A 25493-nucleotide genomic window follows, 5' to 3' on the forward strand; every position below is an offset into this window, starting at 1 on the left:
GTGAGGTGGGACTGTGGGATGCCGGCGGAGAAGGTCGATATCATGAACCTCGATGATGGGGACTCCCGCGATATCGCGATTTTTTGCCCTGCCACTCACCACGCGCTGAGGCCCGCAGCGATCACCCTGCCGCCGGGGATGCGATGGGCGATTTCCTCGTTCACGCCGATGCAGGTCGCTTCGGGGGAAGATCAATCCTCGTCGTCTTCCTTCGGCCATTCTGATTTCTGATGAGGGCCCTTCTGCGACCGTGAACATCATGATGGGGGCCGCCGGGCCGGTGTTGGGGCTGACGGCGCGCTATTCCGGGCCGGGCAGGGGGCAGGCGACCATGCGGAGGGCCGTGGCGGTCATGTCCTGCCCTGCCCGCCGCCGGACCAGGGGGATCAGCGCGCCTGCCATCCGGCCGGCCGCCTCGATGCCCTCGAAAATCGGCAGGGGGCTGCGCCGCTCCAGATCCGCCTTCAGCCCCGCCATGCCCGCGCAACCCAGCACGATGGCTTGCGCATCGTCCTGTCGGTAGGCCTGATCGAACTCTGTGGCCAGCCGGTCCAGGACCTCGGGGCCGCCCCGCTCGACCTCCAGGACGGGGATCCCCGAGGCCCGGACCGAGGCGCAACCTTCCCCAAGCCCGGCGCGGTCGATATTGGCCCTTATCACCGGAACCGAGACCTGAAGCGTCGTGACCACCGACCAGCGCAGTCCCAGCAGCGCGGCGCTGGCGCAGGCCGACTGGCCGATCCCCAGGACCGGGCATGGCGCGAGGCGCCGCAATGCCTCCAGTCCGGTGTCGTCGAAACAGGCGATGACGATGGCATCCGCGCCTTCCCGCCGCGCCAGCGGCAATGCCGCCAGAAGGCCGGGCAAGGCCGCCTCGCCGTCGTCGGGGCCCTGGATGGCGGGCGGCGCGCCGTGATTGGTATGGCCGATGATGGTGGCGTCCGGCAGCGCCGCGCGCGCATGGGCGACGATGCTCTCGGTCATGTGCGCAGACGAATTCGGGTTCAGGTAGAAAAGCCGCATGGCCGCTTCAGCCTGCCCGCCTCGCGGCCATCTCGCGGCGCTTGCGCAGCAGCCAGGCCGTGCCCAGAAAGCCGGCGATGATCAGGAACGAGAACACCGTGGTCAGCGTGCCGAGCGCGTAGATCACCGGCCGCGTCACGTTCGTCGTCATGCCGAAGATCTCCAGCGGCAGGGTGTTGTAGCTGCCCGCCGTCAACAGGGTGCGCGCGAATTCGTCATAGGACAGCGAGAAGCCGAACAGCGCGACGCCCAGGATCGACGGCGCGATGATCGGCAGGACGACATGGCGGATGGTCTGCCAGGGCGTGGCGCCCTGGTCGCGGGCGGCCTCTTCGAAGCGCTTGTCGAAGCGGTTGAAGACGGCGAACATGATCAGCAGGCCGAAGGGCAGGGTCCAGGTCAGCTGCGCCCCCAGGCCCGAGGTGGACCAGTGCACCCGCGCGCCGATCTGGTTGAAGATCAGTCCGACCCCCAGCGAGATCAGGATCGAGGGGATGACCAGCGAGGCGATGGTCAGGTAGAACAGCGCCCCCGACCCGAAGAACCGCTTGCGAAAGGCCAGCCCCGCCATGACCGAGATCACCACGGTCGCCACCATCACCATCAACCCCAGGGCGAAGGACCGCCGGAACGCGCCCCAGATATCGCCCACCGCCTGCTGCTGAAACAGGTTGTGGAACCAGTAGGTGGACACGCCCCGCATCGGGAAGGTCAGCCCGCCCTGCGGCCCCTGGAAGCTGAGGATGCCGATGGTGATCGTCGGGCCGTAAAGAAAGACCACGAACAGGACGAAGAAGGCGGTCAGAAGATAGAAGCTGCGCGGGCGCGGTTCCATGTCAAAGCTCCTTGCGGATGTTCACGAAGCGCATCAGCACGCCGATGATCAGCAGCACCGTGACCAGCAGCACGACCGAGGTCGCCGAGGCCGACGGATATTGCAGCAGCGCGATATCGTTCGAGATCAGCCGGCCGACATTGGCCGATTGCGAACCGGACATGAAGCGCACGGTGATGAAGTCCCCCATGACCAGCGTCAGCACGAAGATGGTGCCGATCATGATGCCGGGCTTGGACAGCGGGATGATCACGTTGGTCAGGATCTGCCAGCCCGAGGCGCCGTTGTCGCGGGCGGCCTCGATCAGCGACCTGTCGATGCGCGACATGGTGTTGAAGATCGGCACGATCATGAACAGCGTGTAGAGATGCACGAAGGCCAGGACGACCGAGAAGTCCGAATAGAGCAGCCATTCCAGCGGCTGGTCGATGATGCCAAGCTCGATCAATGTCTGGTTGGCGATCCCGTTGCGCCCCAGGAAGGGAATCCACGAGATCATGCGGATGATGTTCGAGGTGAGGAAGGGCACCGTGCAGACCAGGAACAGGATGGTCTGCATCGCCGTGGTGCGGATGTGGAAGGCCAGGTAATAGGCGACGGTGAAGCCGATCAGCAGGGTCAGCGTCCAGGTGATCAGCGCGAATTGCAGCGTTGCCCCGAAAACCCGCCATGTCACCGACGAGGTCAGCAGGAAGGCATAGTTCTCGAACGAGAAGGCCGGGACGATCGCGAATTCGGTTGCCTGCCAGAAGCTGACGGCGACGATCATCACGATCGGCAGGACCAGGAAAGCCAGCAGCACGATCACCAGCGGCGATGCCAGCGCCCAGCCCTGCAAGGTGTCGACGGTCCCGCGGCCACGGGCCGCGCGTGCAGAGCGGGGATGTCCCCGCCCTGCCGCCTGGCCCTCGGGCATCGCCGCGGGCGCCGCGGCCCCGGCGGTGCCGGGGCCTGCGCCGGTCAGGCCGCGATGAACTCGTTCCATTTGCGCACCATGTACTGGTTTTCATCCATGACCGCGTTCCAGCAGGCGACCTTGCCCATCCGCTCGTGAAACGAGCCGCCGTCGCGCACCTCGCCGGCCTGGGCCATCACGTCGCCCTGCGGGTTGGTGATCTCCTCGCTTGCCGGCTTGCCCTCGAACCAGTAGCCCCATTCGTTCTCGGACATGAATTCCTTCGAGGTCTCGGGCACGGCCGAATAATAGCCCTGCCGCATCAGGAAGCCGCCGACCCAGCCCGAGAGATACCAGTTGATGTATTCATAGGCCGCGTCCAGTTTGAGCCCGCTCAGCGATTTCGACAGGCCGATGCCGCCGCCCCAGCTGCGATAGCCCTCCTTCAGCGGTTGATAGACGCAGGGGATCCCGCGGGTCTTGACGGCGGTGATCGCGGGCGACCACATCGACTGGATCACCACCTCGCCCGAGGCCATCAGGTTCACGGATTCGTCGAAGGACTTCCAGAAGGCGCGGAACTGGCCGGCGCGCTTGGCCTCGGTGAAGATCGCGATGGTCCGGTCGATTTCCTCGCGGGTCATGTTGCCCTTGTCGCCATACTGGATCTCGCCCATCGCCTCGCAGACCATGGCCATGTCCATGATGCCGATGGACGAGATGTCGAGGATCGACGCCTTGCCGCGGAACTCGGGGTTCAGCAGCTCGGCCCAGCTGTCGATGGGACGGCCGATCAGGTCGGGACGGATGCCAAGCGTGTCGGCATTGTAGATCGTCGGGATCAGCGTCATCCACCGGGTTTCCCCGGTGGCGAAGCTGGTCGCCTCGGGGCTGTCGATGAAGCCCACTGTATGGGGCGCGGTGCCCTGCGCGATGACGCTTTCGGGGGTCAGCTTGCCGCTGCGGAAGATGCCCACGATCTTGTCGTAATTGGCGATCCTGCCGGTATCCATCGCCTGAAGATTGCCGGTCGGCCAGACCTTCTTGCAGATCCAGTACTCGATATCCGCGATGTCGAAGCTGTCGGGCTGCGTCGCGGCGCGCTGCGTCACGCTGTCGCTGTCCAGCGCGGTCATTTCCAGTGTGAAGCCCAGGTCTTCCTTCACCTTCCCGGCGACCTCGTTGAGGTTCGACACGCCGGTGCCGAACTGCCGCAGGGTGACGTTCCTGATGTCCTGTGCCCAGATCATCGGCGCGGGCAGCGCCGAGGCCGCCACCGCGGCGGCGCCGGATTTCAGCAGGGACCGGCGTGAATATCTCATCTTCGACATCGAACTTCCTCTCTTGTCCGTTGGGCGTGTTTTTCTGGTCAGGCGTGCAGCGGGTGCAGCCAGCGTTGCTCCCATCCAAGGTGAATGGCGTCGCCGGGATTGAGGGGGGCGTTGAAGAACGCCTCTTCCGGCAGCAGCGCGACGACCTCTTCATCGCTGCCGGTCATGGCGGTCACGGCCACGCGGTCACCCTGATATTCGACGCCGGTGGTCGTCGCCGGAATCCCTTCCGGGCCCAGCCTTACGGCATCCGAGCGGATCGCATAGCGAATGCCGTCGACGGTGACGACGTTGTGGCCGCCCATGAAGCGGGCGACGAATTCGGTGCGCGGGCGGCTCCAGACATCGCGCGGAGGCCCGGCCTGTTCGATGACCGCGTTGTTCATCACCACCACCTCGTCGGCCAGCGCCAGTGCCTCGTCCTGGCCATGGGTGACGTGGATGAAGGTGATCTCGAGCTCGCGCTGCAGGCGCTTCAGCTCGGCCCGCATCCGGATGCGCAGGAAGGGGTCCAGCGCCGACAGCGGCTCGTCCAGCAGCAGCACGCGCGGCTCGGTGATCAGCGCGCGGGCCAGGGCCACGCGCTGCTGCTGGCCGCCGGACAGCTGCGCGGGCATCCGGTCCGCCAGGTGAGCCATCGCCACCAGTTCCAGCAGCTCCATTGCCTTTCGGATGCGCGTCGCCTTGTCGATGCCCTTCATCTTCAGGCTGAACGCGACATTGTCCTTGACCGACAGGTGGGGAAACAGCGCATAGCTTTGAAACATCATCGCCGTGCCGCGTTGCGCGGGGGGCAGGTGGCCGATCTCCTTGCCTTCCAGAACGATCGCGCCCTCGCTGATGGCCTCATGGCCGGCGATCATGCGCAGGGTCGTGGACTTGCCGCAGCCCGAGGGGCCCAGCAGGCAGACATAGCTGGCGGGGGCGAACAGGTGGTTGATCGAATCGACGGCGACTGTATCGCCATAGCGTTTGGTCAGGCGCACCAGTTCCAGATCGTTGGGGCTTCGCATCGGCATCCTCTCCAGCCTCGGGCTTTCGGAAAGGCTGAAGCGGAATCGCGCCCCGGCATCGCATTATCGGCGGGGCAGGGGGGTCGAAATCCGACTCTGCTTGCGATTTCATCGTTGATGCAGCGCCGTGCGCGGAATTTGATCCATCATTGTATACAATATTGGGCCGGATTCTCTCGCCTTGCCGATCGGGCGCCCGGCTGGAACAGTCTGGCCAGAAGCGGGCGATGAGGTCGATTCGTGAAGGAAACCAGCGTTCAGACGATCGTGGCCAACCTGGAGCTGGCCATTCACGAGCACCGCCTGGCCCCCGGCTCGAAGCTTTCGGAAGACGAGGTGGGCGAGATCTTCGGCGTCTCGCGCACCGTCGTCCGTGCGGCGCTGCAACGCCTGTCCCACACGCATCTTGTCGAACTGAAGCGCAATATCGGCGCCTTCGTGGCCCAGCCCAGCATCCGCGAGGCGCGCGAGGTCTTCGAGGCGCGCGCCCTGCTGGAGCCGCGCACCGCACGTTCGGCGGCCGAGCGGATCACGCCTGCCGATCTGGCGCTGCTGCGATCGCATCTGGACCAGGAAGAAGAGGCCATGGCGCAGCAAAGCACGGGCCGGGCGCTCCATCTCTCGGGGCGGTTCCATATCGAGATCGCGCGGATCGCCGATCAGAACACCATCGCCGAATTCATCGCGCAGCTTGTCGCGCGGTCGTCCCTGGTCATCGCCCTCTACTGGCAGCGGCGCGGCGCGCTCTGCGACCGGCACGGCCACGAGGCCCTGCTGCGCGCCCTGGCCAGACAGGACGGCGCACTTGCCGAGGAACTGATGAAGCAGCATCTGCTGGACCTGATGACCTCGCTGGACCTGCGCAACCGCGCCTCGGCCCCCACCTCGCTGCGCGAGGCGCTGTTGCCATGATCCTGCGCCGGATGCGGGCCGAGGAACTGGGACGGGTGCTGGACTGGGCGGCGGCGGAAGGCTGGAACCCCGGTCTCGACGACGCGGCGGCCTTCCATGCCGCCGACCCGGAAGGCTTCTTCGTCGCCGCGCTGGATGACGACATCGTCGCCGCGATCTCGGTCGTCAATCACGACCCCCGGATGGCGTTTCTGGGGCTGTATCTGTGCCTTGCCGAATATCGCGGCCAGGGGATCGGCCTTGCCCTCTGGCGGCACGCCTTGAGGCATTCGGGGCCGCGCTGCGTCGGATTGGACGGGGTCGCCGCGCAGCAGGCCAATTATGCGAAATCCGGTTTCGTGGCATGGGGCGACACCACCCGATGGCAGGGCCGGCTGGACGGCTCTGCGCAGCCCCGGGTGCGTCGCGCGGGACCGGCCGATCTTGGCGACCTGCTGCGGCTCGACCGGCTGGCGACCGGCTATGACCGCAGGAAATTCCTGACCGCCTGGCTTGCCGGCACGGCGACACGACGCACCGTCCTGCACCGGGGACCGCATGGCACCGACGGATTTGCGACGATCCGGCAGTGCCGAAACGGGGCCAAGATCGGTCCCGTCGTCGCCCCCGACCTGGCGACGGCGATGCGCCTGATCCGCGCCGCCAGCCTGGAAATCCCTGCCGGGACGCAGGCAATGGACCTGCCCCAGGGCCGCGCGGATCTCGCCGGGACGCTGAGCGGCGCAGGGTTCGAACCCGTCTTCCGCGCAGCGCGCATGTATCGCGGCACGCCGGCAACGGGCAACGGCACGATCTTCGCCATCGCGACGATGGAGCTTGGCTGACAGCGCCGCCTGTTGATGACGATCACAGCGGTTCATGTCGCCGGCTTCGTCGCAATGACCAGTGGCATCGCTTCATCAGGTAAAGCCGGGGGTCCGCTATGCCGATTGATGCGCATGGGCGGATTGGCGGCCACAGGGTGCGACAAGCATGAGGATCGGCGCTTGGAAAAACCTCGTTCAAACGCCGCCAATGTCGGGCGAGCCACCCGTCACTCGAGCGTCTGGAAGGAATGCGATCTTACGGTCAGATGTCTTGAAGCTTGAGTTCCGATCCCGGATCCCCTTGCGACCGGATCGACGCATTTGGCTTGACTTTCACGCTGTCGTGAAGCTTCTGCCATCTGCAGCCGCAAACCCCGCTGCCTCGCCGTTCGTGTCTGGATGCGAAGGCGGCACGAGGGGACGCATGCGACGACCAGCCGCCAGCCAGTCATCCGAAAACCTGTCACGAGGGAGACTCCGAGATGAGGCTGAAGACGCTTGGACTGACATCAACGACGGCAATCGGGCTGGCCCTGGCGATCCTGCCCGGCCAGCTTGCCGCGCAGGACACCGGCGAGACGCTGGTGCTGGACGATATCGTCATCACCGCCGAAGAACAGGTCAAGCAGGCACTTGGCGCCTCGACCATCTCGGCCGAAGACCTTGAGAAACAGCCCGTCATCAACGACATCTCGGAAATCGTGCGGCGCATGCCGGGCGTCAACCTGACCGGTAACGCGGCCTCGGGCCAATACGGCAACAATCGCCAGATCGACATCCGCGGCATGGGGCCGGAAAACACCCTGATCCTGATCGACGGCAAGCCGGTCATGTCGCGCAACGCGGCCAAGATGGGCCGGGCGGGCGAACGCGACACGCGCGGCGATTCGAACTGGGTCGCCCCGGAACTGATCGAGCGGATCGAGGTGCTGCGCGGGCCGTCAGCGGCGCGTTACGGCTCGGGCGCCTCGGGCGGGGTGGTCAATATCATCACCAAGCGGCCCGATACCTTCACGGGTTCGGTCGGGCTGTCCTATAACTCTCCCGAAAGCTCTCTGGAGGGCGACAATGTCCGCACGAACTTCATGCTGGCCGGCCCGGCGGGCGAGCGGCTGACCTTCCGGCTGACCGGCAACTACAACAAGCAGGACGGCGATTCGCCCGAACTGAACGACGCCGCCGCCGGCAGCGAGACCGCGCCTGCGGGCCGCGAGGGCGTGACCAACAAGGACATCGGCTCGCTGCTGACCTGGCAAGCCGCCGAAGGGCACGAGGTGGATTTCGAGTTCAACTTCTCGCGCCAGGGCAACGTCTATGTCGGCGAGCGTGGGACCGGAGGGTCGGGCGAGCCGGGCAGCCCGGAAGACGAGCTTGCCCAAAGCGGCGCCACGACCAGCCGCATCTATCGCCGCACCCTGGGGGCGACCCATCGCGGCGATTACCATTTCGGCCAGTCCTTCTCGTATCTGCAATGGGAAAACACCCGCAATGCCAGTATCTGCCGCGGCGCGGCGGGGGCGAATGAAGGGACACCGTCGTTCTGCGTCGATACCGATGGCGACGGCGTGGCGGATGATTTCCGCTTCGATACGGTGACCCTGGACAACATCACCGGCAAGACCGAATGGGTGCTGCCGATGACCCTGGGCGGGCGGAACCAGACGCTGACCCTGGGTGCCGAGGTGCGGCACGAACGGATGAGCGATCCGACGACGCTGGTGCTGGAGAGCCCCGAGGGCGGCGCGACCGACGCCCCCAGCAAGACCGAGCAGACCAATATCGGCCTTTACGCCGAAAGCAACATCCAGTGGAACGACCGGCTGACGCTGACTCCGGCGCTGCGCCTGGACTGGGCCGACACCTTCGGCTTCAACGCCAGCCCCAGCCTGAACGCCACCTATCGCTTCAGCGACGAATGGTCGATGAAGGTCGGGTTGGCGCGGGCCTTCAAGGCGCCGAACCTGTTCCAGCTGAACCCGAACTATCGCTACATGTCGGCCGGCGGAGGCTGCCAGCAATTCGACGACGATGCCGAGACCCGGCCGCAGCCCATCCCCGAGTGGCCCGATTCCTGCTATATCTACGGCAACCCGGACCTGAAGCCCGAGACCAGCATCAATGCCGAGATCGGCCTGGCCTATGAGGGCTTCAACGACATCAACGGCTCGTTCACCTTCTTCCACAACGATTACAAGAACCGGATCGCGGCGGGCGATACGCTGATCGGCTATGATCCGGTGACGAATTACCGCGTCTATATCTGGGACAACACGCCCAAGGCGGTCGTGCAGGGGCTGGAGGGCAATTTCTCGATGCCCCTGGGCGAGCGTTTCGCCTTCAATGCCAATGCGACCTACATGATCAAGTCGGAGAACAAGGAAAACGGCCAGCCGCTGAGCCTTGTGCCCAAGCACACGATCAACGCCTCGCTCGACTGGTTCGCGACCGAGGATCTGACCTTCACCCTGGCGGCGACGAATTACGGCCGCATCAAGCCGCGCACGGCCAATACCAGCACCGGCATTCCCTATGACATCCTGGTGGAGCGGCCGGGCTATACGCTGTTCAACCTCAGCTCGCGCTGGAACATCAACGACAATGCGGTGCTGTCGGCCGGCGTGACGAACCTGTTCGGCAAGGAGATCCATCGCACGCAGCGGACATGGGATTCGGTGACGGATCGCTCGGTCAGCGACGCCAACACCTTTAACGAACCCGGACGGGCGTTCTACATTTCGCTCACCTCGTCATTCTGACGATGCCAGGATAAAGCCGCGGGGGCAGCCCGGCCAGATGGGATGCCGAGAAGGCAGCCATCCACCCAGCAGCGTCATCTCGACCGCTTCCCGCTTACGTCTCAACTGCGATCAGACCGCGCCAGAGGTTTCATCGGAACGCACCGAACCGGCAGTCGATTCATGAAACCCTCCGGCCTATCCGGCCATCTCGGCCTGGACGGTTACGTGCAGGCTGTTCAGTCGTTCGATTCCGTCCCTGTAGGGGCCCACGACGACTCGGGCAGGGCGGCTGCCGGGGGGCGTCGCGACAAGATTCGGCGCCGCCTCCACGATTTCCCGTGAATCGAGCGAGGGGTCCGGGGGCAGTCCGCGCAGCTCTTCCGCGGGACCGCTGTTGCGGCCGCCTGCGTCACGCATCGTTTTGATGACCGTGATGCCCCGACGCGCGAAGCTCTCGGCCATGAGCCTGCCGAAACCGGAACTCGTGCCGGCGATGATCGCGACGCGCGGGCCGTCGGCCGCGGTTGCCTGGGCCAGCGCCGGCGATGCCGCAGCTGTCGCCGCGAGGGCCGCCCCCGCGACCAGAACCTGCCTGCGTGAGGTCGAACCCGAGATGCCCTGCGCCATGATGCCTCTCCTTGTTTCCAGAACCCGGCCTGCCATGCGGCGCATCAGCCGCAAGGTGCCGTTCGTCTGGCTACCTTGGGAAGGCGGGACCATGTAATGTCTGGCCGGCCGGAATCGCCAACCGATCGTCCCGATTCGCCGGCGCATCGCTGTCGCCGCGCTTGCGGCGGGGCAGTTCGCCGCCTATCGTCGGGTCATGGACCTTCTCAGTGCGATCCTGCGCGATCTCCGGCTCGACAGCGTGGTGCTCAGCTTCGCCGACCTCCACGCGCCCTGGGGCTTCGACAAGGCCAGGGTAGAGGGCGCCCCGTTTCACATCGTGACCGAGGGGCGTGCCTTCCTCGAGATGGAGGGACGGGGCACGGTCGAGCTGATGGCCGGCGACCTGCTGGTCCTGCCCCGAGGCACCCCCCATGCCCTGATGTCAGAGCCGGGCGCGGCGCGGGTTCCCTTCCATGATCTCCTGCGGGAAAACGGCATCGACCCGGACTGGATCTCGGCCCGCCGCGGCCGGTGGTTCGATCGCTGGCGCGCCGGAGGGGATGGCGCGTGAACGCGCATGGTCAACGGCGTCTTCGGCTTTCCAAGTCGCCGGTCCGATCATCTGATCTCTGCCTTGCCCGAGGTCATCCTGGTGCGGGGTCGCCTGCGGGAAGGTCCGGCCTGGCTCGACGGCATCCTCGGGCAGATCCTGGAGGAAGCCGCGCGCGAGGAACCCGGCTTCCAGGCGATCATCGAGCGGTTTGCGGACATCATCTTCGTCAATGCGGTGGGCACCTCCATCGCCGACGATCCAGGGGGCGGAACCAGCTGGCTGCGCGGCCTGCGCGATCCGCATATCGCGCGCGTCCTGACCCTGGTGCATCGCGAGCCGGGGCGGCGCTGGACGCTTGCCGAACTGGCAAGGCAGGCGGGGCTGTTCAGAAGCGTGCTTGCAAGCCGCTTTCGCGCGACGGTCGGCGCGACCGTCATGGACTATGCGACCGGGCGGCGCATGGAGCTGGCGGAGACGCTGCTGTCCGCCTCGCAGATGCCGCTGACCCGGATCGCCCTCAGCGTCGGCTACGATTCCGAGATTTCCTTCGGTCGGGCCTTCCGGTGCTGGTCGGGCACGCCGCCGGGACAATATCGCCGCGATGCGCGGATCCCAGCGGCTTCGTGACGGCATGAGGAGGCCCCGGATCGACCGTTCCTTCAACCTCTGGTGCAGCTGCAAGCCGGCACCATCGTCGCATCGCGGCCAGGCGCAGAGAATATGCGCCGCGTCCCTGGGGAAGAAAAAGCCATGTCATCGACATTGTTCATGAAGGATTGTCTTGTGCCAACAGTGCGGGGACTGGACGGCGTGGCGGCATTTCTCCAGGTCGCGGCGCATCGCAACTTTCGGGCTGCGGCAGCGGATCTGGGTGTCTCGCCATCGGCCGTCAGCCAGGCGATCAGGGCGCTGGAAGCCCGGGTCGGCGTCGCCCTCGTGGCGCGCTCGACCCGCAGCGTCGGCCTGACCGAAGCGGGGCGGCGCTTTCTCGAGCTTGCGGGTCCCGCGATGCATGATCTGCACGAAGCCTTCGAAGCCGCCCGATGCCTGGGAGAACGGCCGTCGGGCCTGCTGCGGCTGACCGTTCCGCGTTCCGTGGTGGCGCCCGTGATCCGGCCGATCCTGCCCGGCTTCTGTGCCGCCTGTCCCGATGTCCAGATAGAGATCGTCGCCGATTCCGGCTTTGCGGATGTCATCAGGGATGGCTTCGACGCCGGCATCCGCGTGGGCGAGCTGGTCCATCCGGACATGATCGGCGTCAGGTTGACATCGCCCTTTCGATATTGCGTTGCCGGGGCGCCGGGCTATTTCGAGAAACATGGCCGTCCCGAACGGCCGGCGGATCTCTCCGCGCACAGGGCAATTCAATACCGTCAGCAAAGTTCGGGCCGGATATATCGATGGGAATTCACCGAGAACGGACATGAATTCGAAGTGGACATGACCGGCCCCCTGATCGTCAACGACGAGGCGTTGATGCTGTCGCTGGCGCTCGACGGCCTCGGTCTTGCCTATCTGGCCGAACCGCTAGTGCGCGATCATGTCGCGCAGGGGCGGATGGAAACCGCATTGCAGGCATACTGCCCGCAAAGCCCCGGACTTTTCCTGTATTATCCAAGCCGTGCGCAGAGCTTGCCGAAACTAAAAGCCTTTGTCGATTACATGATCGGGCAACGTTTCCGTTTCGAAGCCTGAATGCTGCCGCAGCCCCTGTTCCGGCGGATTGTGAAGAGATGCTTCACGAAGCATCCAGAGCAAGCCGGATTGCGGAATGATGGGTCCCGCTTAGGCTGACGGCCCAGAGCTGCGAGATGGAGGATTCATGGACCAGGATGAAGGCCAACCGGCCAATACGGGACGCCGGCGTCTTCTGGGCGCCGTGGCGCTCGGCACGGTCATCGGCGCCTCTACCGGCCTGGCGGGCGGCGCGGCGCTGACGGCACCGGGGGCGCCACCGGCACGGGTGACCTGCGACGGCAGCCGCCGTTTCGCGGGCAAGGTCGTGATGATTACCGGGGCGACCTCGGGGATCGGTCGCGCTGCGGCAGAGGCATTCGCCGCCGAAGGCGCCAGGGTCGCCTTTTGCGGCCGCCGCGAGGAGCTGGGGGCCGAGGTGGAACATGCGATCCGCCGGGACGGCGGCGATGCGCTGTATGTCAGGGCGGATGTGCGCAATCCCGCCGAGATCGATGATTTCGTCGCCAGGGCGATCGAGGCCTATGGCGGGCTGGACATAGCCTTGAACAATGCGGGCATCAGCTTCAGCAAGCCGCTTCACGAGACGGAGCCCGACGAATGGGACGACCTGCAGGACACCAATGTGCGCGGCGTCTTCCTGGCCATGAGGGCGCAGATTCCGCGGATGCTGGCGCGGGGCGGGCAGATCATCGTGACCTCGTCGGTCAATATCGTCGGTGCGCGCCCCGGTCTGGGGGCCTACAATGCCAGCAAGAGGGCATTGGCGGGCCTGATCCAGACGGCCGCGCTCGAATATGCGGATCGCGGCATCCGGGTGAACGGCATCTGCCCGGGCGCGACCGATACCGAGATGATCCGCCGGCAGGCAGGCTTCATGGACGCCCCGGACGCGGCCTGGAGGACCGCCGTCGGCCTCTGGGCGCGCGGCAATGTCCACGGCCTGCAACGTGTCGCCGCCCCGCACGAGATCGCCGCCGCCATCCTCGCCATGGCCTCGCCCGAGATGACCTACCTCAACGGATCGATGTTCTTCGTGGACGGGGGCATGACCGCATCGCTTTGAGCCTCCGGGTTGCCAAAGGCGTGCCCGACCGGCGCGGCCACCCGCGTGCTGGCCGGCGGCCGCATTCTCGACCGCAAGGGCGTGAACCTGCCCGATACGGTGGTGACCCTGCCGGCCCTGACCGAAAAGGATCGCGTCGACCTGGAATTCGGCCTGTCTCTGGGCGTCGACTGGGTGGGGCTGTCCTTCGTCCAGTGGCCGGAGGACCTGGCCGAGGCCAAGGGTTTGATCCAGGGCTGCGCCGGGCTGATCGCCAAGATCGAGAAACCCTCGGCGCTGGACTGTCTGCATGGAATCCTGGCCGCCCTGCTTGTCGGTTATGAACCGGCATGCAAGATTGCCCCTGTGGCGGGGTAATCGGCGCCCCAAATGCCCCCCTTACACTGATGTTCATGATGCCCCTGAGGTCATTGGGGGCGCGGTGCGGGATGCTGGTTGTGGAGACGATTGCGAAGATCCGTCGGGCGTATTTCCAGGACAAGAAGTCGGTCAAGCAGATCTGCCGGGAGTTGCGGGTATCGCGGAGCACGGTGCGCAAGGTGATCCGGTCGGGTGCGACGGAACTCACCTGCGAGCGGACCAATCAGCCGTTGCCGAAGATCGGGCCCCGGAAAGACATGCTCGACAAGATGCTGGCGGTGAACGCGCGGAAACCGAAGCGCGAGCGCCTGACCTGCATCCGCATCTTCGAGGACCTCCGGGCCCGAGGTTATGATGGCGGCTATGATGCCGTCCGGCGATACGCGGCCTCCTGGTCCACGGCAGGAGGCATCTGCCGCCGCCCATGTGCCGCTGAGCTTCGATCCGGGAGAAGCCTACCAGGTCGACTGGAGCCACGAGATCGTGGTGATCGATGGCGCGACCCTCACCGTGAAGGTCGCCCACATCCGCCTCTGCCACAGCCGGATGCTGTTTGTTCGGGCCTACCCGCGCGAGACGCAGGAGATGGTCTTCGACGCTCATGACAAGGCCTTCGCCTTCTTCGGTGGAGCCTGCGCGCGGGGCATCTACGACAACATGAAGACGGCGGTGGACACGATCTTCATCGGCCGCGACCGCGCCTATAATCGCCGTTTCCAGCAGATGTGCGGGCATTACCTCGTCGAACCGCCGTCCATTGGGCTTGAACCAATGGCGCCACAATGAACGGCCCTGCACCCCGGCCTCAGGCTGGGAGAAGGGGCAGGTCGAGAACCAGGTCGGCGTTGTCCGGCGGCGGTTCTTCGTGCCTCGACCGAAGTTCAAAAGCTGCGCCGAACTCAACGCCTGGCTCGAGGATCGCTGTGTTGCATGGGCCAGGTCGCATCCGCACCCCGAGCTTCGCGATCGCACGATCCGGGAAGTGTTCGAGGAAGAGCGGGCAAGCCTGGTGCCCTATGTCGGCCCCTTCGACGGCTTTCATGCCGTGCCCGCTTCGGTATCGAAGACCTGTCTCGTCCGGTTCGACAAGAACCGCTACTCGGTGGACGGTCGCGCTGTCGGTCGACCGGTCGAGATCCGCGCCTATGCCGAGCGCGTCGAGTTCTGGCAGGACGGCAGGATCGTCGGCCAGCACATCCGCGCCTTCGGCCGCGACAAGGCCATCTACGATCCGCTGCACTATATTCCGGTGCTGGCCCGCAAGCCCGGCGCCCTCCGGAACGGCGCTCCCTTCAAGGAATGGGAACTGCCGCCAGCGATCAGGCGCGTTCAGCGCAAGCTGGGCAAGGTGCCGAACGGCGACCGGCAAATGGTCCAGATCCTGAGCATGATCCCGACCGACGGACTGGATGCGGTGGAATCCGCCTGCGCCGAGGCCCTGAACGAGGGCGCCCCGGCGGCAGCTGTGGTCCTGAACATCCTGGCCCGGCATCGCGAACCGCCACCGCCGCTGACCATCGCCGCGCCGGATGCGCTGCGGCTGACCTGCGAGCCCGCGGCCGAGTGCATGCAGCGTCTCGCCGCCATGATATTCGGCGACGACCTGGCGCTTGAATTCGGTACTGTGACTGCGGTGGCGTCTGGACATGGGCTTTCTTCCTCTGAAAGCCAGCAGGGGGTCAATTCAACCGGTCTGACTGGTCCACCCCCAGGGGCGCACTCCAATAAGGGGGCAAGATTCCGTGCCGATTGACAGACCAGAAATAGTCGAGGGCGTGCTTGTGGAAGCCGATGCGCTCGCCGGGCGCCAGTTCCAGCGTGCCAACGGCCTCGTGGCTGACGGCATCATCGGCTCCCGCAGCTGGGCCGCGCTGCTGGACTGACCATCATCAAGGAGAACGACCATCCAGACCATCGTCAACGCGGCCATGCGCATGACGGCTGCCGGCAACCTGTCCGTCGACGCCGCGATCCGCATCATCCTGGAGCATGTCCGCAACAGCGTGCCGAACGCGCTGAGGCCCTCGCGGCACCCGGCGCAACCTCGGAGGCCAAGCTGGCCGAGGCGAAGGCCGAGATCACCGGCCGGGCGGCGGGCGCGCTTACTGCAGGGCTTCGCGATGCCGGCGGGCCGTGAGGGGCCGGCGGAGCTGGCCAGGATGGCGCCTGACCATGTGGCGACCTATGGCATCACGACGGGCGGCCTGACGGTCTGGGAAGACGGCCAAGCCGGTCATCCTGACCGCGCCGGATGCGTGGCGCGCATGGCTCGATGGCATCCCGGCCGCCGAGTTCCAGCGGTCCCTGCGCGATGGGGCACTGGTGCTGGTCGAGGAGCCGAGATCCGCGTTGCAACATTCAAGATCCGTTCCAGGCATGTCCCGGTCAACGGATCAACGAAGGCAATTGATTTCAGGGGAGTATTTTTGAGGATTTTCAATCCGGTGCGTAACCTCTCCGCCAACCCACCGTTGCTCCAAGGCTCACAGCCATTCTGCGGCTTCCGACGGGAGCGCAAGTCATGCCTGCGCGACGTTGCCACCGGTTCGGGTCGCCCGAGCGTCCGGGCGGCCCATAGGCCGCCCGCCGGTCGCGCCAGCCGCCGCTACAGCGAGCCGTGGCAGTGCTTGAACTTCCGGCCCGAGCCGCAGGGGCAGGCGTCGTTGCGCGAGGGGTTGCCCCAGGTGGCCGGGTTCGCCTCGTCGAAGCCCTCGACCAGCGGCGTGGGCTTGTCGGCGTCGTCGCTGGACTGGCGCTCGGCGCCGTGTTCCATCGTCAGGTGTTCCTGCGCCGCCTTCTGCTGCTGGGCCATCTGGCGCAGCATCTCCTCGCGCTCGGCCTCGGTCAGCGGGCGGATCTGCGCCAGCCGCTGGGTCACGTTGCCGCGCAGGCTGTCCAGCATCGATTCGAACAGCTGGAAGCCCTCGGTCTTGTATTCCGACAGCGGGTCGCGCTGCGCATAGCCGCGGAAGCCCACGACCGAGCGCAGATGCTCCAGCGTCAGCAGGTGTTCGCGCCATTTCTCGTCGATCATCTGCAGCAGGACCTGCTTCTCGATCTGGCGCATGTTCTCTTCGCCGAAGGCGGCCGCCTTGTCGGCCATGTAGGTGTCGGTCGCCTCGGTGATGCGCTCGATCATCACCTCCTGGTCGACGCCTTCCTCCTGGGCCCAGTCGTCGACCGGCAGGTTCATGTTCAGCCGTTCGCGCACCGCGGCCTTCATGCCCTCGGCATCCCATTGGTCCAGATAGGTCTTGGGCGGCATGAATTCATAGACCAGGTCCTCGATGACCTGGTGGCGCATGTCGGCGGCGATCTCGCCGACCTCCTCGCTGTCCATGATCTCCAGGCGCTGGCTGAACACCGCCTTGCGCTGGTCGTTCATCACGTCGTCGAATTTCAGCAGCTGCTTGCGGATGTCGAAGTTGCGGCCCTCGACCTTGGCCTGGGCGCGTTCCAGCGACTTGTTGACCCAGGGGTGGATGATCGCCTCGCCTTCCTTCATCCCCAGCGTCGACAGCACCTTCTCCAGCCGTTCCGAGCCGAAGATGCGCATCAGGTCGTCGTCCAGCGACAAGAAGAACAGCGACCGGCCGGGATCGCCCTGCCGGCCCGAGCGGCCGCGCAGCTGGTTGTCGATGCGGCGGCTTTCATGGCGCTCGGTGCCCAGGACGAACAGCCCGCCCGCATCCAGCACCGCCTGCTTGTCGGCGGCGTGCTCGGCCTCGATCCGGGCGCGCAATTCGTCGGGATTGGCGTCCGGGTCGGCCTTCAGCGCCTCCATCACCTTCATCTCGACATTGCCGCCCAGCTGGATGTCGGTGCCGCGGCCGGCCATGTTCGTCGCAATCGTCACCGCGCCGGGCTTGCCGGCATCGGCGACGATCTGCGCCTCGGCCTCGTGCTGGCGGGCGTTCAGGACGTTGTGGGGGATGCCTTCCTTCTTCAGGATCGCCGACAGCATCTCGGATTTCTCGATCGAGGTCGTGCCGACCAGGGTCGGCTGGCCCTTGGCATGGGCCTCCTTGATCGCCTCGATCACGGCGGCGTATTTTTCGTCGGCGGTGCGATAGACGCGGTCATGTTCGTCGATCCGCGCGATGCCGCGATTGGTCGGGACCTCGACCACGCCCAGCTTGTAGATCTCGGCGAATTCCTCGGCCTCGGTCGCGGCGGTGCCGGTCATGCCGGCCAGCTTGTCATAGAGGCGGAAATAGTTCTGGAAAGTGACCGAGGCCAGGGTCACGTTCTCGGGCTGGATCTTGACGCCCTCCTTGGCCTCGATCGCCTGGTGCAGCCCGTCCGACAGGCGGCGGCCCTTCATCATCCGGCCGGTGAATTCGTCGATCAGCACCACCTCGTCGTCGCGGACGATGTAGTGCTGGTCCTTCAGATACAGCTTGTGGGCGCGCAGCGCCTGGCTGACATGGTGGACGATGGTGGTCGATTCCGGGTCGTAGAGCGTCTGGCCCTCGGGCAGCACGCCCTCGGCCTGCAGAAGCTGTTCCAGATATTCGTTGCCTTCCTCGGTGAAGGTGGCGTTGCGGGTCTTCTCGTCCAGCTTGAAATGCTCGTCCGTCAGCATCGGGATGTACTTGTCCAGCGCGACGTAAAGCTCGCTGCGGTCCTGCGACGGCCCCGAGATGATCAGCGGCGTGCGCGCCTCGTCGATCAGGATGCTGTCGACCTCGTCGACGATGGCGAAGTTGTGACCGCGCTGGGTCATCTCCTCGACCGAGCCCTTCATGTTGTCGCGCAGATAGTCGAAGCCCAGCTCGTTGTTCGTCGCATAGGTGACGTCGGCGCGGTAGGCCTCGCGCTTTTCCGCCTCGGCCTGGAAGGGATAGACGACGCCGGTGGTCAGCCCCAGCTGCCGAAACACCTTGCCCATCCATTCCGCGTCGCGCTTGGCCAGGTAGTCGTTGACGGTGACGACATGCACGCCCTTGCCGGTCAGCGCGTTCAGATAGGCGGGGAAGGTGGCGACCAGGGTCTTGCCCTCGCCGGTCTTCATCTCGGCGATATTGCCCTGGTGCAGGAAGATGCCGCCCATCAGCTGCACGTCGAAGGCGCGCAGGCCAAGCGCGCGGCGGGCGCCCTCGCGGCAATTGGCGAAGGCCTCGGGCAGGATCGCGTCCAGATCCTCGCCTTCGGCGACGCGCTTCTGGAACTCGCGGGTCTTGTCCACCAGGCCTTCGTCGGACAGCGCCTTGAGCTGCTCCTCCAGCGCGTTGATCCTGCCGACCAGCGACCGGACCGATTTCACCTTGCGGTCGTTGGGCGTGCCAAAGACCAGTTTCGCCAGATTTCCGATGCCGAGCATGTTACCTTCGCAATCACGTTGATGGGAAAGCCTGCCAGTTGGGGCCCACTTGCCCGACCCGGCTGCATTGCCGTATCAGGGTCCTGAACGAAAGCGGCGGCTGCGCCTTCCACGGTTGCGTGGGATGTAGGGCCCGGCCGCCTGACTGTCAATGTTGGCCCGGCCCGGCACCGCCGTTTGGGCCAGAAGACGCGAAGGAATTCCCATGCTGAAACGATCGATTCTGGCCGCATTCGTGATCGCGGCGCCGGCTGCCATGCCGCTGGCGGCGCTGGCACAGGACCAGAGCGCCGACAGCGTCGTGGCCTCGGTCAACGGCCAGGACATCACGCTGGGGCAGATGATCGTGATGCGCCAGTCGATGCAGGATCCCTCGACCGATGGCATGTCGGACCAGGCGATCTGGGACATGATGCTGGACCAGCTGGTCCGCCAGGCCGCCGTGGCCGAGGCCGCCGCCGACACCCCCAATGCCGGCGTGCGCGCCGAGCTGGAGCTGCAGCGCCGCAACACGCTGGCCAATGCCGCGATCCAGGCCGTGGCCGAGGCCGAGCCGACCGACGAGCAGGTGCAGGCCGCCTATGACGGGCTGTTCGCCGAGACCGAGCCGGTGACCGAATATTCCGCCGCCCACATCCTCGTCGCGACCGAGGACGAGGCGCAGGCGATCAAGGCCGAGCTGGACGGCGGCGCCGATTTCGGCGCCCTGGCCGAGGAGCATTCGACCGACAATTCCGGCCCGAACAAGGGCGACCTGGGCTGGTTCACGCCCGACCAGATGGTCGAACCCTTCGGAAACGCCGTGAAGGAACTGGAGGCCGGGCAGATCTCGGAGCCGGTGGAGACCCAGTTCGGCTGGCACCTGATTCGGCTGAACGAGACCCGCCTGCGCGAGGCGCCGCCGCTTGACCAGGTCCGCGACCAGCTGGCGCAGCTGGTCCGCCGCGAGAATGTCGAGACCGAGATCCAGCGCCTGGTCGATGCCGCCACGGTCGAGAAGACCGAGGGGCTGGACCCCGCGCTGCTGAACAAGGCCGAGCTTCTGGAGGCGGAATGATGGGCAAGGCCGGGCTTCCCGTCTCGCCGCTGGCGCCAGCGGCATTTCCCGACCTGCCGGTGATCGAGGGCGTGGAATTCGCCAGCGCCGCCGCCGGGGTGAAATACCAGGGCCGCACCGACGTGACCCTGATCCGCATCTGCGAGGGCGCCTCGATCGCCGGGGCCTTCACGAAATCCTCGACCCGCGCGGCCTGCGTGCTGGACAACCAGGCCAAGCTGGCGGCGGGCGAGGGGCGCGACAAGGGCGCGGCGATCATCGTCAATTCCGGCAATGCCAATGCCTTCACCGGCGCGCGCGGGCAGGAATCGGTCGATGCGGTGACCGGCGCGGTGGCGCAGGCGCTGGGGGTGCCGCGCGGGCGGGTCTTCTCGTCCTCGACCGGGGTGATCGGCGAGCCCCTGCCGCATGAGCGGATTGTCGCCGTCATCGCCGATCTGGCGGCGGGGCTGGATGCCGGGGGCGCGGCCGATGCCGCGCGCGCGATCATGACCACCGACACCTTCCCCAAGGGCTCGGGCGCGCTGGTCGAGGCCGAGGGCGGCCAGATCCGCATCGCCGGCATCGCCAAGGGCTCGGGGATGATCGCGCCCGACATGGCGACGATGCTGGTCTATATCTTCACCGATGCGAAGATCGCGCCAGAGCTGCTGCAGCAGGCGCTGGACGACGGGCTGGGCGGCAGCTTCAACGCCATCACCGTGGACAGCGACACCTCGACCTCGGATGCGCTGATCCTTGCCGCGACCGGGCGGGCGGCGGCGGCCGAGATCACGTCGCTGGACAGCGATGCGGGCCGGGCCTTCACGCAGGCGCTGCACGGGCTGATGCGCGACCTGGCCCAGCAGGTGGTCCGCGACGGCGAGGGGGCGACGAAATTCGTCGAGGTGCGGGTGACTGGCGCCGCCTCGGACGCCGATGCCCACAGGGTCGCCATGGCCATCGCCAATTCGCCGCTGGTCAAGACCGCCATCGCCGGCGAGGATGCCAACTGGGGCCGCATCGTCATGGCGGTGGGCAAGTCGGGCGCCGAGGCCGACCGCGACCGGCTGACCATCCGCTTCGGCGACCTGGTCCTGGCCGAGAAGGGCTGGCGTTCCGACAGCTATGACGAGGACAAGGCCAGCGCCTACATGAAGAAGCAGGAGCTGCTGATCGCCGTCGACCTGGGGCTGGGGCAGGGCGCGCGGACCGTCTGGACCTGCGACCTGACCCACGGCTATATCGACATCAACGCGGATTATCGTTCGTGAAGGTCGTGTCGGGGACGCGCAGGTGAAGACGATCCTTGTCGCCGCCGTCGCGCTGATCGATCCCGACGGGCGCGTGCTTCTGGCACAGCGCCCCGAGGGCAAGTCCATGGCCGGGCTGTGGGAATTCCCCGGCGGCAAGGTCGAGCCCGGCGAAACCCCCGAGGCCGCGCTGATTCGCGAGCTGCACGAGGAGCTGGGGATCGAGACCTGGCGGTCCTGCCTGGCGCCGCTGACCTTCGCCAGCCACAGCTATGACGACTTCCACCTGCTGATGCCGGTCTTCGCCTGCCGGCGCTGGGAAGGCATCGTGCGGGCCGTCGAGGGGCAGAATCTGGCCTGGGTCCGGGCCGCTGATTTGCGCAATTACTCTATGCCGGCCGCCGATATTCCGTTGATCCCATCGTTACAAATGTGGCTCTGACAGCACAAAAGTCGCGATTTCCTTCCTCGGATGCCACTTTCTGGGGATCCGGGAAGGAATATGACTTTTTTTTTAACCTTTATGAAATAAGTTTAGCTTGTGGGTGGAGGAGGACTTGACATGATTCGTACCATATCACTTGGAAGCTACATTTCCGTTCAGGGTCTGTTCGAACGCGCGGCGGCCAATGGCAATATCGTGGTTCGGGTGGGCGATCAGACCTTCGAAGGCAAACCGATTTCGAAATGATCCGGCACGATTGCGGGCGGGCCTGACCAGCCACCCTCGATCAGGTTCCGAAAAGGGAAACGGGGCACCGAAAGGCGCCCCGTTTTTCTGTCTGGGATCCGTCTGCGGACCCGCGCCGGGCCGGGCACGCCTTACAGCGTGCGCTCGACCTCCTCGCGCTCGAAGATCTCGATGACATCGCCGGGGCGGATGTCGTCGTAATTCTCGAAGGCCATGCCGCATTCCTGGCCGGACTGGACTTCCTTGACCTCGTCCTTGAAGCGCTTCAGCGTCTTCAGCGTGCCTTCGTGGATCACCACGTTGTCGCGCAGCAGGCGCACCCCGGCGCTGCGGCGGGCGACGCCCTCGGTGACCAGGCAGCCCGCGACCTTGCCGACGCCGGTGACCTTGAAGACTTCCTTGATCTGCGCATAGCCGATGAAGTTCTCGCGCACCTCGGCTGACAAGAGGCCCGAGGCGGCCGCCTTGATGTCGTCCACCAGGTCGTAGATGATCGAGTAATAGCGGATCTCGACCCCTTTCTGGTTGGCGGCGTTGCGGGCGGGCGCATTGGCGCGGACGTTGAAGCCGATGACCGGCGCCTGAGACGCCTCGGCCAGGCCGATATCCGATTCGGTGATCGCGCCGACCCCGTAATGCAGCACGCGGACGCGGACCTCCTCGTTGCCGACCTTCTCCAGCGCCTGCACGATCGCCTCGGCCGAGCCCTGCACGTCGGCCTTCACCACCACCGGCAGTTCGGCGACGCTCTCGTCGGCCTTGGCCTTCGCCATCAGCTGTTCCAGCGTGGTCGCGGCACCGGCGGCGGCGCGTTTGTCCTTGGCCTGCTGGATCCGGTAATCGGCGATCTCGCGGGCCTGGGCCTCGGTCTCGACCACGTTCAGCACGTCGCCGGCTTCGGGCGTGCCGTTCAGGCCCAGCACCTCGACCGGGACCGAGGGTCCGGCCTCGTCGACGCGCTCGCCCTTGTCGTTGATCAGCGCCCGGACCTTGCCCCATTGCTCGCCGACCACGAAGATGTCGCCGCGACGCAGCGTGCCGTTCTGGACCAGGACCGTGGCGACGGGGCCGCGGCCGATATCCAGCTGCGCCTCGATCACCGCGCCCTGGGCAGAGCGATCCGGGTTGGACTTCAGCTCCAGGATCTCGGCCTGCAGCGCGATGGCTTCCAGAAGCTCGTCCAGGCCCTGGCCGGTCTTGGCCGAAACCTCGACATCCTGCACGTCGCCGGACATCTTCTCGACCACGACCTCGTGCTGCAGCAGGTCGGTGCGGACCTTGTCGATATTGGCGTCGGGCTTGTCGACCTTGTTGATCGCCACGATCATCGGGACGCCGGCGGCCTTGGCGTGGTTGATCGCCTCGATCGTCTGCGGCATCACCGCGTCATCGGCGGCAACCACCAGCACCACGATATCGGTGACCTGCGCGCCGCGTGCCCGCATCGAGGTGAAGGCCGCGTGGCCCGGCGTGTCCAGGAAGGTCAGCACCGCACCCGATTCGGTCGTCACCTGATAGGCGCCGATATGCTGGGTGATGCCGCCGGCCTCGCCCGAGACGACATTGGCGTGACGGATCGCGTCCAGCAGCGAGGTCTTGCCGTGGTCCACATGGCCCATGATCGTGATGATCGGCGGGCGCGGCTTCAGGTCCTCGGGCCGGTCCTCGACCGTGTCGATGACCTGTTCCACGTCCGAATCCGAGACGCGGACCGCCTTGTGGCCGAATTCCTCGATCACCAGTTCGGCGGTGTCGGCGTCGATGGTCTGGTTCGCGGTGACCATCATGCCCATCTTCATCAGCGACTTGATGACATCGGCGGCGCGCTCGGCCATCCGGTTGGCCAGTTCCGACACGACGATGGTTTCGGGCAATTGCACGTCGCGCACCTGCTTTTCGGCGCGCTGGCTGCCGCCCATCGCCTTCTGGCGGGCCTTTTCCTGCTTGCGCTTCATCGCGGCCAGGCTGCGCTGGCGGCCGCCTTCGCCTTCCAGCGCCTGGTTCAGCGACAGCTTGCCCGAGCGGCGGCTGTCGTCGCGGGCACCCTTGCCGCGCGAATCGCGGTCCGGCGCGCGGTCGCCGCGGTCGCGTTCGGTCTTGCGCGGGGTGGCGGCGCTGACGCCCTTGGTCTCGGCGCGGGCGGCGGCGGCCTCGATGGCGGCCTGGTCCTGCGGCGCGGGACGGGCGCCGGCACCAGCGGCGGCGGGCTTGCCGCGCGGGTCTTCCTTGCGGGCCGCGGGCTTGGGCGCCTCGTCCTTGGCCTTGGCGCGTTCCTCGGCCTCGCGGGCGCGGCGGGCCTCTTCCTCGGCCTTGGCCTTGCGGGCCTCCTCGCGCTCGCGTTCCTCGCGTTCGCGGGCCTCGATCTCGGCGCGGCGGCGTTCGCGTTCTTCCTCGCGGGCCTTTTCCTCGGCGGCGCGGGCGGCAATATCATCGGCCTCGCGCGCCTTGGCGGCGGCAAGGGCCTTCAGGCGGCGCTCCATCTCGGCATCCGAGATGCCGGCGGGCCGTTTCGAGCGGTCACCGCCCGCGACCTTCGCGACCAGCGGTGTCTTGGCAGTATCGGTCACGCCCTGAGCGGCGCCGGGCTTCGGCACCACCACGCGCTTGCGCTTGGTCTCCACGACCACATTCTTGGTGCGACCGTGGCTGAAGCTTTGCTTGACCTGACCCGAGCGGCCACCGCCCAGTCCCAGTGTCTTTTTTCCGTCTTTGTCGCTCATCTGCGTCTTCATTCCTTCCCGGCGGCCGTATTGCCGCCGTCATGCCCGCGCAGACCCGTCAGTCTGCCGGCTTCCACGATCACCTTGTCCGTCAGGCCACCCGCCGCAAGCGCGCCGTGTATGACATGATCGCGCCCGAAGGACAAACCCAATTCTGATGCGGTCAGGCAGCCGAACCAGCGTCCGCCCGTGGGCGTCCACAGCTTGCCCTTGCCGCGTTCCGAGCCGTCGCTGGCCTGCAGCAGCACTTTCGCGCGCCCCTCGGCCAGCCAGCCCTTGACCTTTTCGAAACCGGCCACCGCCTTGCCCGATTTCCGGGCCAGCGAGACCAGTTCCACCACGCGCCGCGCCAGGCCCGCCTCGACCAGGTCGGCCAGGCCGTCCGGCACCTTGACCTGCGCCTTCGCGGCGCGGGCGAACAGCCCCTTGGCGGCGGCCTTCTCGATCGCGGCGCGGTCGGCGGCGATCCAGATGCCGCGGCCCGGCAGCTTCTCGGCCAGGTCCGGCACGATCATTCCATCCGGTCCCGCCACGAAGCGGATCAGCCCGCGCTTGGGCTGAACCTCTCCGGTGACGATGCAGCGCCGTTCGGGCTGCGTCCGGTCCTTTTCGCGTCCGCCACGGCTCACGCCGG

General features: G+C 66.3%; 22 protein-coding genes and 2 pseudogenes. 15 read left to right on the forward strand and 9 right to left on the reverse strand.

What is annotated here, in order from left to right:
- Window positions 1-18: 18 nt before the first annotated feature.
- Entirely contained in the window at window positions 19-231 is a 213-nt protein-coding gene (locus tag C9E82_RS24760; RefSeq protein WP_205962124.1) for a hypothetical protein, read from the forward strand.
- A 69-nt stretch (window positions 232-300) separates the two neighbouring features.
- Here C9E82_RS24760 and C9E82_RS04235 read toward each other — a convergent pair whose 3' ends face one another.
- From C9E82_RS04235 to C9E82_RS04255, 5 genes are read right to left on the reverse strand one after another with little or no spacing between them, the layout of a single operon-like run.
- A complete protein-coding gene (locus tag C9E82_RS04235) occupies window positions 301-1023 on the reverse strand; it encodes an aspartate/glutamate racemase family protein (protein WP_119896733.1) in 723 nt (240 codons plus the stop codon).
- 7 nt (window positions 1024-1030) lie between these two features.
- A complete protein-coding gene (locus C9E82_RS04240) occupies window positions 1031-1858 on the reverse strand; it encodes an ABC transporter permease (protein ID WP_119896734.1) in 828 nt (275 codons plus the stop codon).
- Window position 1859: 1 nt separating this feature from the next.
- Window positions 1860-2843, reverse strand: a complete 984-nt coding sequence (locus C9E82_RS04245) for an ABC transporter permease (RefSeq protein ID WP_240643419.1) — start codon at window positions 2841-2843, stop codon at window positions 1860-1862.
- Window positions 2819-4084 (reverse strand): ABC transporter substrate-binding protein, encoded by a 1266-nt coding sequence (locus C9E82_RS04250; protein WP_119896735.1) that lies wholly within the window; start codon window positions 4082-4084, stop codon window positions 2819-2821. The genes C9E82_RS04245 and C9E82_RS04250 overlap by 25 nt, the downstream gene beginning before the upstream one ends.
- Before the next feature lie 38 nt (window positions 4085-4122).
- Window positions 4123-5097, reverse strand: a complete 975-nt coding sequence (locus C9E82_RS04255; protein ID WP_119896736.1) for an ABC transporter ATP-binding protein — start codon at window positions 5095-5097, stop codon at window positions 4123-4125.
- Between the two features lie 240 nt (window positions 5098-5337).
- Here C9E82_RS04255 and C9E82_RS04260 point away from each other — a divergent pair, with 240 nt between their 5' ends.
- From C9E82_RS04260 to C9E82_RS04270, 3 genes are all read left to right on the forward strand, one after another.
- Complete coding sequence (locus tag C9E82_RS04260; protein ID WP_119896737.1) at window positions 5338-6009, forward strand: GntR family transcriptional regulator; 672 nt, start codon at window positions 5338-5340, stop codon at window positions 6007-6009.
- The gene (locus C9E82_RS04265) at window positions 6006-6833 is read left to right on the forward strand and encodes a GNAT family N-acetyltransferase (RefSeq protein WP_119896738.1); all 828 of its coding nucleotides are present in this window, start codon (window positions 6006-6008) and stop codon (window positions 6831-6833) included. Before C9E82_RS04260 ends, C9E82_RS04265 begins: the two co-directional genes overlap by 4 nt.
- Before the next feature lie 464 nt (window positions 6834-7297).
- The gene (locus C9E82_RS04270; protein WP_119896739.1) at window positions 7298-9571 is read left to right on the forward strand and encodes a FepA family TonB-dependent siderophore receptor; all 2274 of its coding nucleotides are present in this window, start codon (window positions 7298-7300) and stop codon (window positions 9569-9571) included.
- Between the two features lie 177 nt (window positions 9572-9748).
- Here C9E82_RS04270 and C9E82_RS04275 read toward each other — a convergent pair whose 3' ends face one another.
- Entirely contained in the window at window positions 9749-10180 is a 432-nt protein-coding gene (locus tag C9E82_RS04275) for a hypothetical protein (protein WP_119896740.1), read from the reverse strand.
- Between the two features lie 196 nt (window positions 10181-10376).
- Between C9E82_RS04275 and C9E82_RS04280 the strand changes: the two are divergent.
- The 7 genes and pseudogenes from C9E82_RS04280 to C9E82_RS24375 all read left to right on the forward strand — a co-directional run.
- A pseudogene (locus tag C9E82_RS04280) lies at window positions 10377-10940 on the forward strand (cupin domain-containing protein); the annotation flags it as partial.
- 99 nt (window positions 10941-11039) lie between these two features.
- A complete protein-coding gene (locus C9E82_RS24945; RefSeq protein WP_276312071.1) occupies window positions 11040-11342 on the forward strand; it encodes a helix-turn-helix transcriptional regulator in 303 nt (100 codons plus the stop codon).
- A gap of 42 nt (window positions 11343-11384) precedes the next feature.
- Window positions 11385-12410: a LysR family transcriptional regulator gene (locus C9E82_RS04290; protein WP_221035970.1), complete on the forward strand. Its 1026-nt coding sequence runs from the start codon at window positions 11385-11387 to the stop codon at window positions 12408-12410.
- A gap of 127 nt (window positions 12411-12537) precedes the next feature.
- Entirely contained in the window at window positions 12538-13476 is a 939-nt protein-coding gene (locus C9E82_RS04295; protein WP_119896743.1) for an SDR family NAD(P)-dependent oxidoreductase, read from the forward strand.
- Between the two features lie 9 nt (window positions 13477-13485).
- Window positions 13486-13833, forward strand: a complete 348-nt coding sequence (locus tag C9E82_RS04300) for a pyruvate kinase (protein ID WP_119896744.1) — start codon at window positions 13486-13488, stop codon at window positions 13831-13833.
- A 71-nt stretch (window positions 13834-13904) separates the two neighbouring features.
- Window positions 13905-15403, forward strand: a pseudogene (gene istA, locus C9E82_RS04305) (IS21 family transposase); the annotation flags it as partial.
- A 175-nt stretch (window positions 15404-15578) separates the two neighbouring features.
- Window positions 15579-15719 carry a peptidoglycan-binding domain-containing protein gene (locus tag C9E82_RS24375; RefSeq protein ID WP_170161981.1) on the forward strand — a complete coding sequence of 47 codons (141 nt, stop codon included), beginning with the start codon at window positions 15579-15581 and terminating at the stop codon, window positions 15717-15719.
- 722 nt (window positions 15720-16441) lie between these two features.
- Here C9E82_RS24375 and secA read toward each other — a convergent pair.
- The gene (secA, locus tag C9E82_RS04320; protein WP_119896746.1) at window positions 16442-19159 is read right to left on the reverse strand and encodes a preprotein translocase subunit SecA; all 2718 of its coding nucleotides are present in this window, start codon (window positions 19157-19159) and stop codon (window positions 16442-16444) included.
- A gap of 205 nt (window positions 19160-19364) precedes the next feature.
- On the opposite strand from secA, the gene C9E82_RS04325 reads away from it, so the two are divergent.
- The 4 genes from C9E82_RS04325 to C9E82_RS25240 all read left to right on the forward strand — a co-directional run bounded on the left by C9E82_RS04325 (window position 19365) and on the right by C9E82_RS25240 (window position 22139).
- Window positions 19365-20216: a peptidylprolyl isomerase gene (locus C9E82_RS04325; RefSeq protein ID WP_119896747.1), complete on the forward strand. Its 852-nt coding sequence runs from the start codon at window positions 19365-19367 to the stop codon at window positions 20214-20216.
- Window positions 20216-21469, forward strand: coding sequence for a bifunctional glutamate N-acetyltransferase/amino-acid acetyltransferase ArgJ (gene argJ, locus C9E82_RS04330; RefSeq protein ID WP_119896748.1), 1254 nt, complete (start codon window positions 20216-20218; stop codon window positions 21467-21469). The genes C9E82_RS04325 and argJ overlap by 1 nt, the downstream gene beginning before the upstream one ends.
- A 22-nt stretch (window positions 21470-21491) precedes the next feature.
- The gene (gene mutT / locus C9E82_RS04335) at window positions 21492-21890 is read left to right on the forward strand and encodes an 8-oxo-dGTP diphosphatase MutT (protein ID WP_119896749.1); all 399 of its coding nucleotides are present in this window, start codon (window positions 21492-21494) and stop codon (window positions 21888-21890) included.
- A gap of 120 nt (window positions 21891-22010) precedes the next feature.
- Window positions 22011-22139 carry a hypothetical protein gene (locus C9E82_RS25240; protein ID WP_276312070.1) on the forward strand — a complete coding sequence of 43 codons (129 nt, stop codon included), beginning with the start codon at window positions 22011-22013 and terminating at the stop codon, window positions 22137-22139.
- A 131-nt stretch (window positions 22140-22270) separates the two neighbouring features.
- Here C9E82_RS25240 and infB read toward each other — a convergent pair whose 3' ends face one another.
- A complete protein-coding gene (gene infB, locus C9E82_RS04340; protein WP_119896774.1) occupies window positions 22271-24859 on the reverse strand; it encodes a translation initiation factor IF-2 in 2589 nt (862 codons plus the stop codon).
- A gap of 8 nt (window positions 24860-24867) precedes the next feature.
- Window positions 24868-25488, reverse strand: coding sequence for an RNA-binding protein (locus C9E82_RS04345; RefSeq protein ID WP_119896750.1), 621 nt, complete (start codon window positions 25486-25488; stop codon window positions 24868-24870).
- Window positions 25489-25493 lie beyond the last annotated feature (5 nt).

The organism is Paracoccus sigandri (assembly GCF_003709565.1).
GTDB lineage: Bacteria > Pseudomonadota > Alphaproteobacteria > Rhodobacterales > Rhodobacteraceae > Paracoccus > Paracoccus siganidrum.

Coding starts and splice junctions, on each gene's coding strand:
- C9E82_RS24760 (WP_205962124.1), top strand. CDS start 19: ATGCCGGCGGAGAAGGTCGATATCATGAACCTCGATGATGGGGACTCC.
- C9E82_RS04235 (WP_119896733.1), bottom strand. CDS start 1,023: ATGCGGCTTTTCTACCTGAACCCGAATTCGTCTGCGCACATGACCGAG.
- C9E82_RS04240 (WP_119896734.1), bottom strand. CDS start 1,858: ATGGAACCGCGCCCGCGCAGCTTCTATCTTCTGACCGCCTTCTTCGTC.
- C9E82_RS04245 (WP_240643419.1), bottom strand. CDS start 2,843: ATGGAACGAGTTCATCGCGGCCTGACCGGCGCAGGCCCCGGCACCGCC.
- C9E82_RS04250 (WP_119896735.1), bottom strand. CDS start 4,084: ATGTCGAAGATGAGATATTCACGCCGGTCCCTGCTGAAATCCGGCGCC.
- C9E82_RS04255 (WP_119896736.1), bottom strand. CDS start 5,097: ATGCGAAGCCCCAACGATCTGGAACTGGTGCGCCTGACCAAACGCTAT.
- C9E82_RS04265 (WP_119896738.1), top strand. CDS start 6,006: ATGATCCTGCGCCGGATGCGGGCCGAGGAACTGGGACGGGTGCTGGAC.
- C9E82_RS04270 (WP_119896739.1), top strand. CDS start 7,298: ATGAGGCTGAAGACGCTTGGACTGACATCAACGACGGCAATCGGGCTG.
- C9E82_RS04275 (WP_119896740.1), bottom strand. CDS start 10,180: ATGGCGCAGGGCATCTCGGGTTCGACCTCACGCAGGCAGGTTCTGGTC.
- C9E82_RS04295 (WP_119896743.1), top strand. CDS start 12,538: ATGGACCAGGATGAAGGCCAACCGGCCAATACGGGACGCCGGCGTCTT.
- secA (WP_119896746.1), bottom strand. CDS start 19,159: ATGCTCGGCATCGGAAATCTGGCGAAACTGGTCTTTGGCACGCCCAAC.
- C9E82_RS04325 (WP_119896747.1), top strand. CDS start 19,365: ATGCTGAAACGATCGATTCTGGCCGCATTCGTGATCGCGGCGCCGGCT.
- argJ (WP_119896748.1), top strand. CDS start 20,216: ATGGGCAAGGCCGGGCTTCCCGTCTCGCCGCTGGCGCCAGCGGCATTT.
- C9E82_RS25240 (WP_276312070.1), top strand. CDS start 22,011: ATGATTCGTACCATATCACTTGGAAGCTACATTTCCGTTCAGGGTCTG.
- infB (WP_119896774.1), bottom strand. CDS start 24,859: ATGAGCGACAAAGACGGAAAAAAGACACTGGGACTGGGCGGTGGCCGC.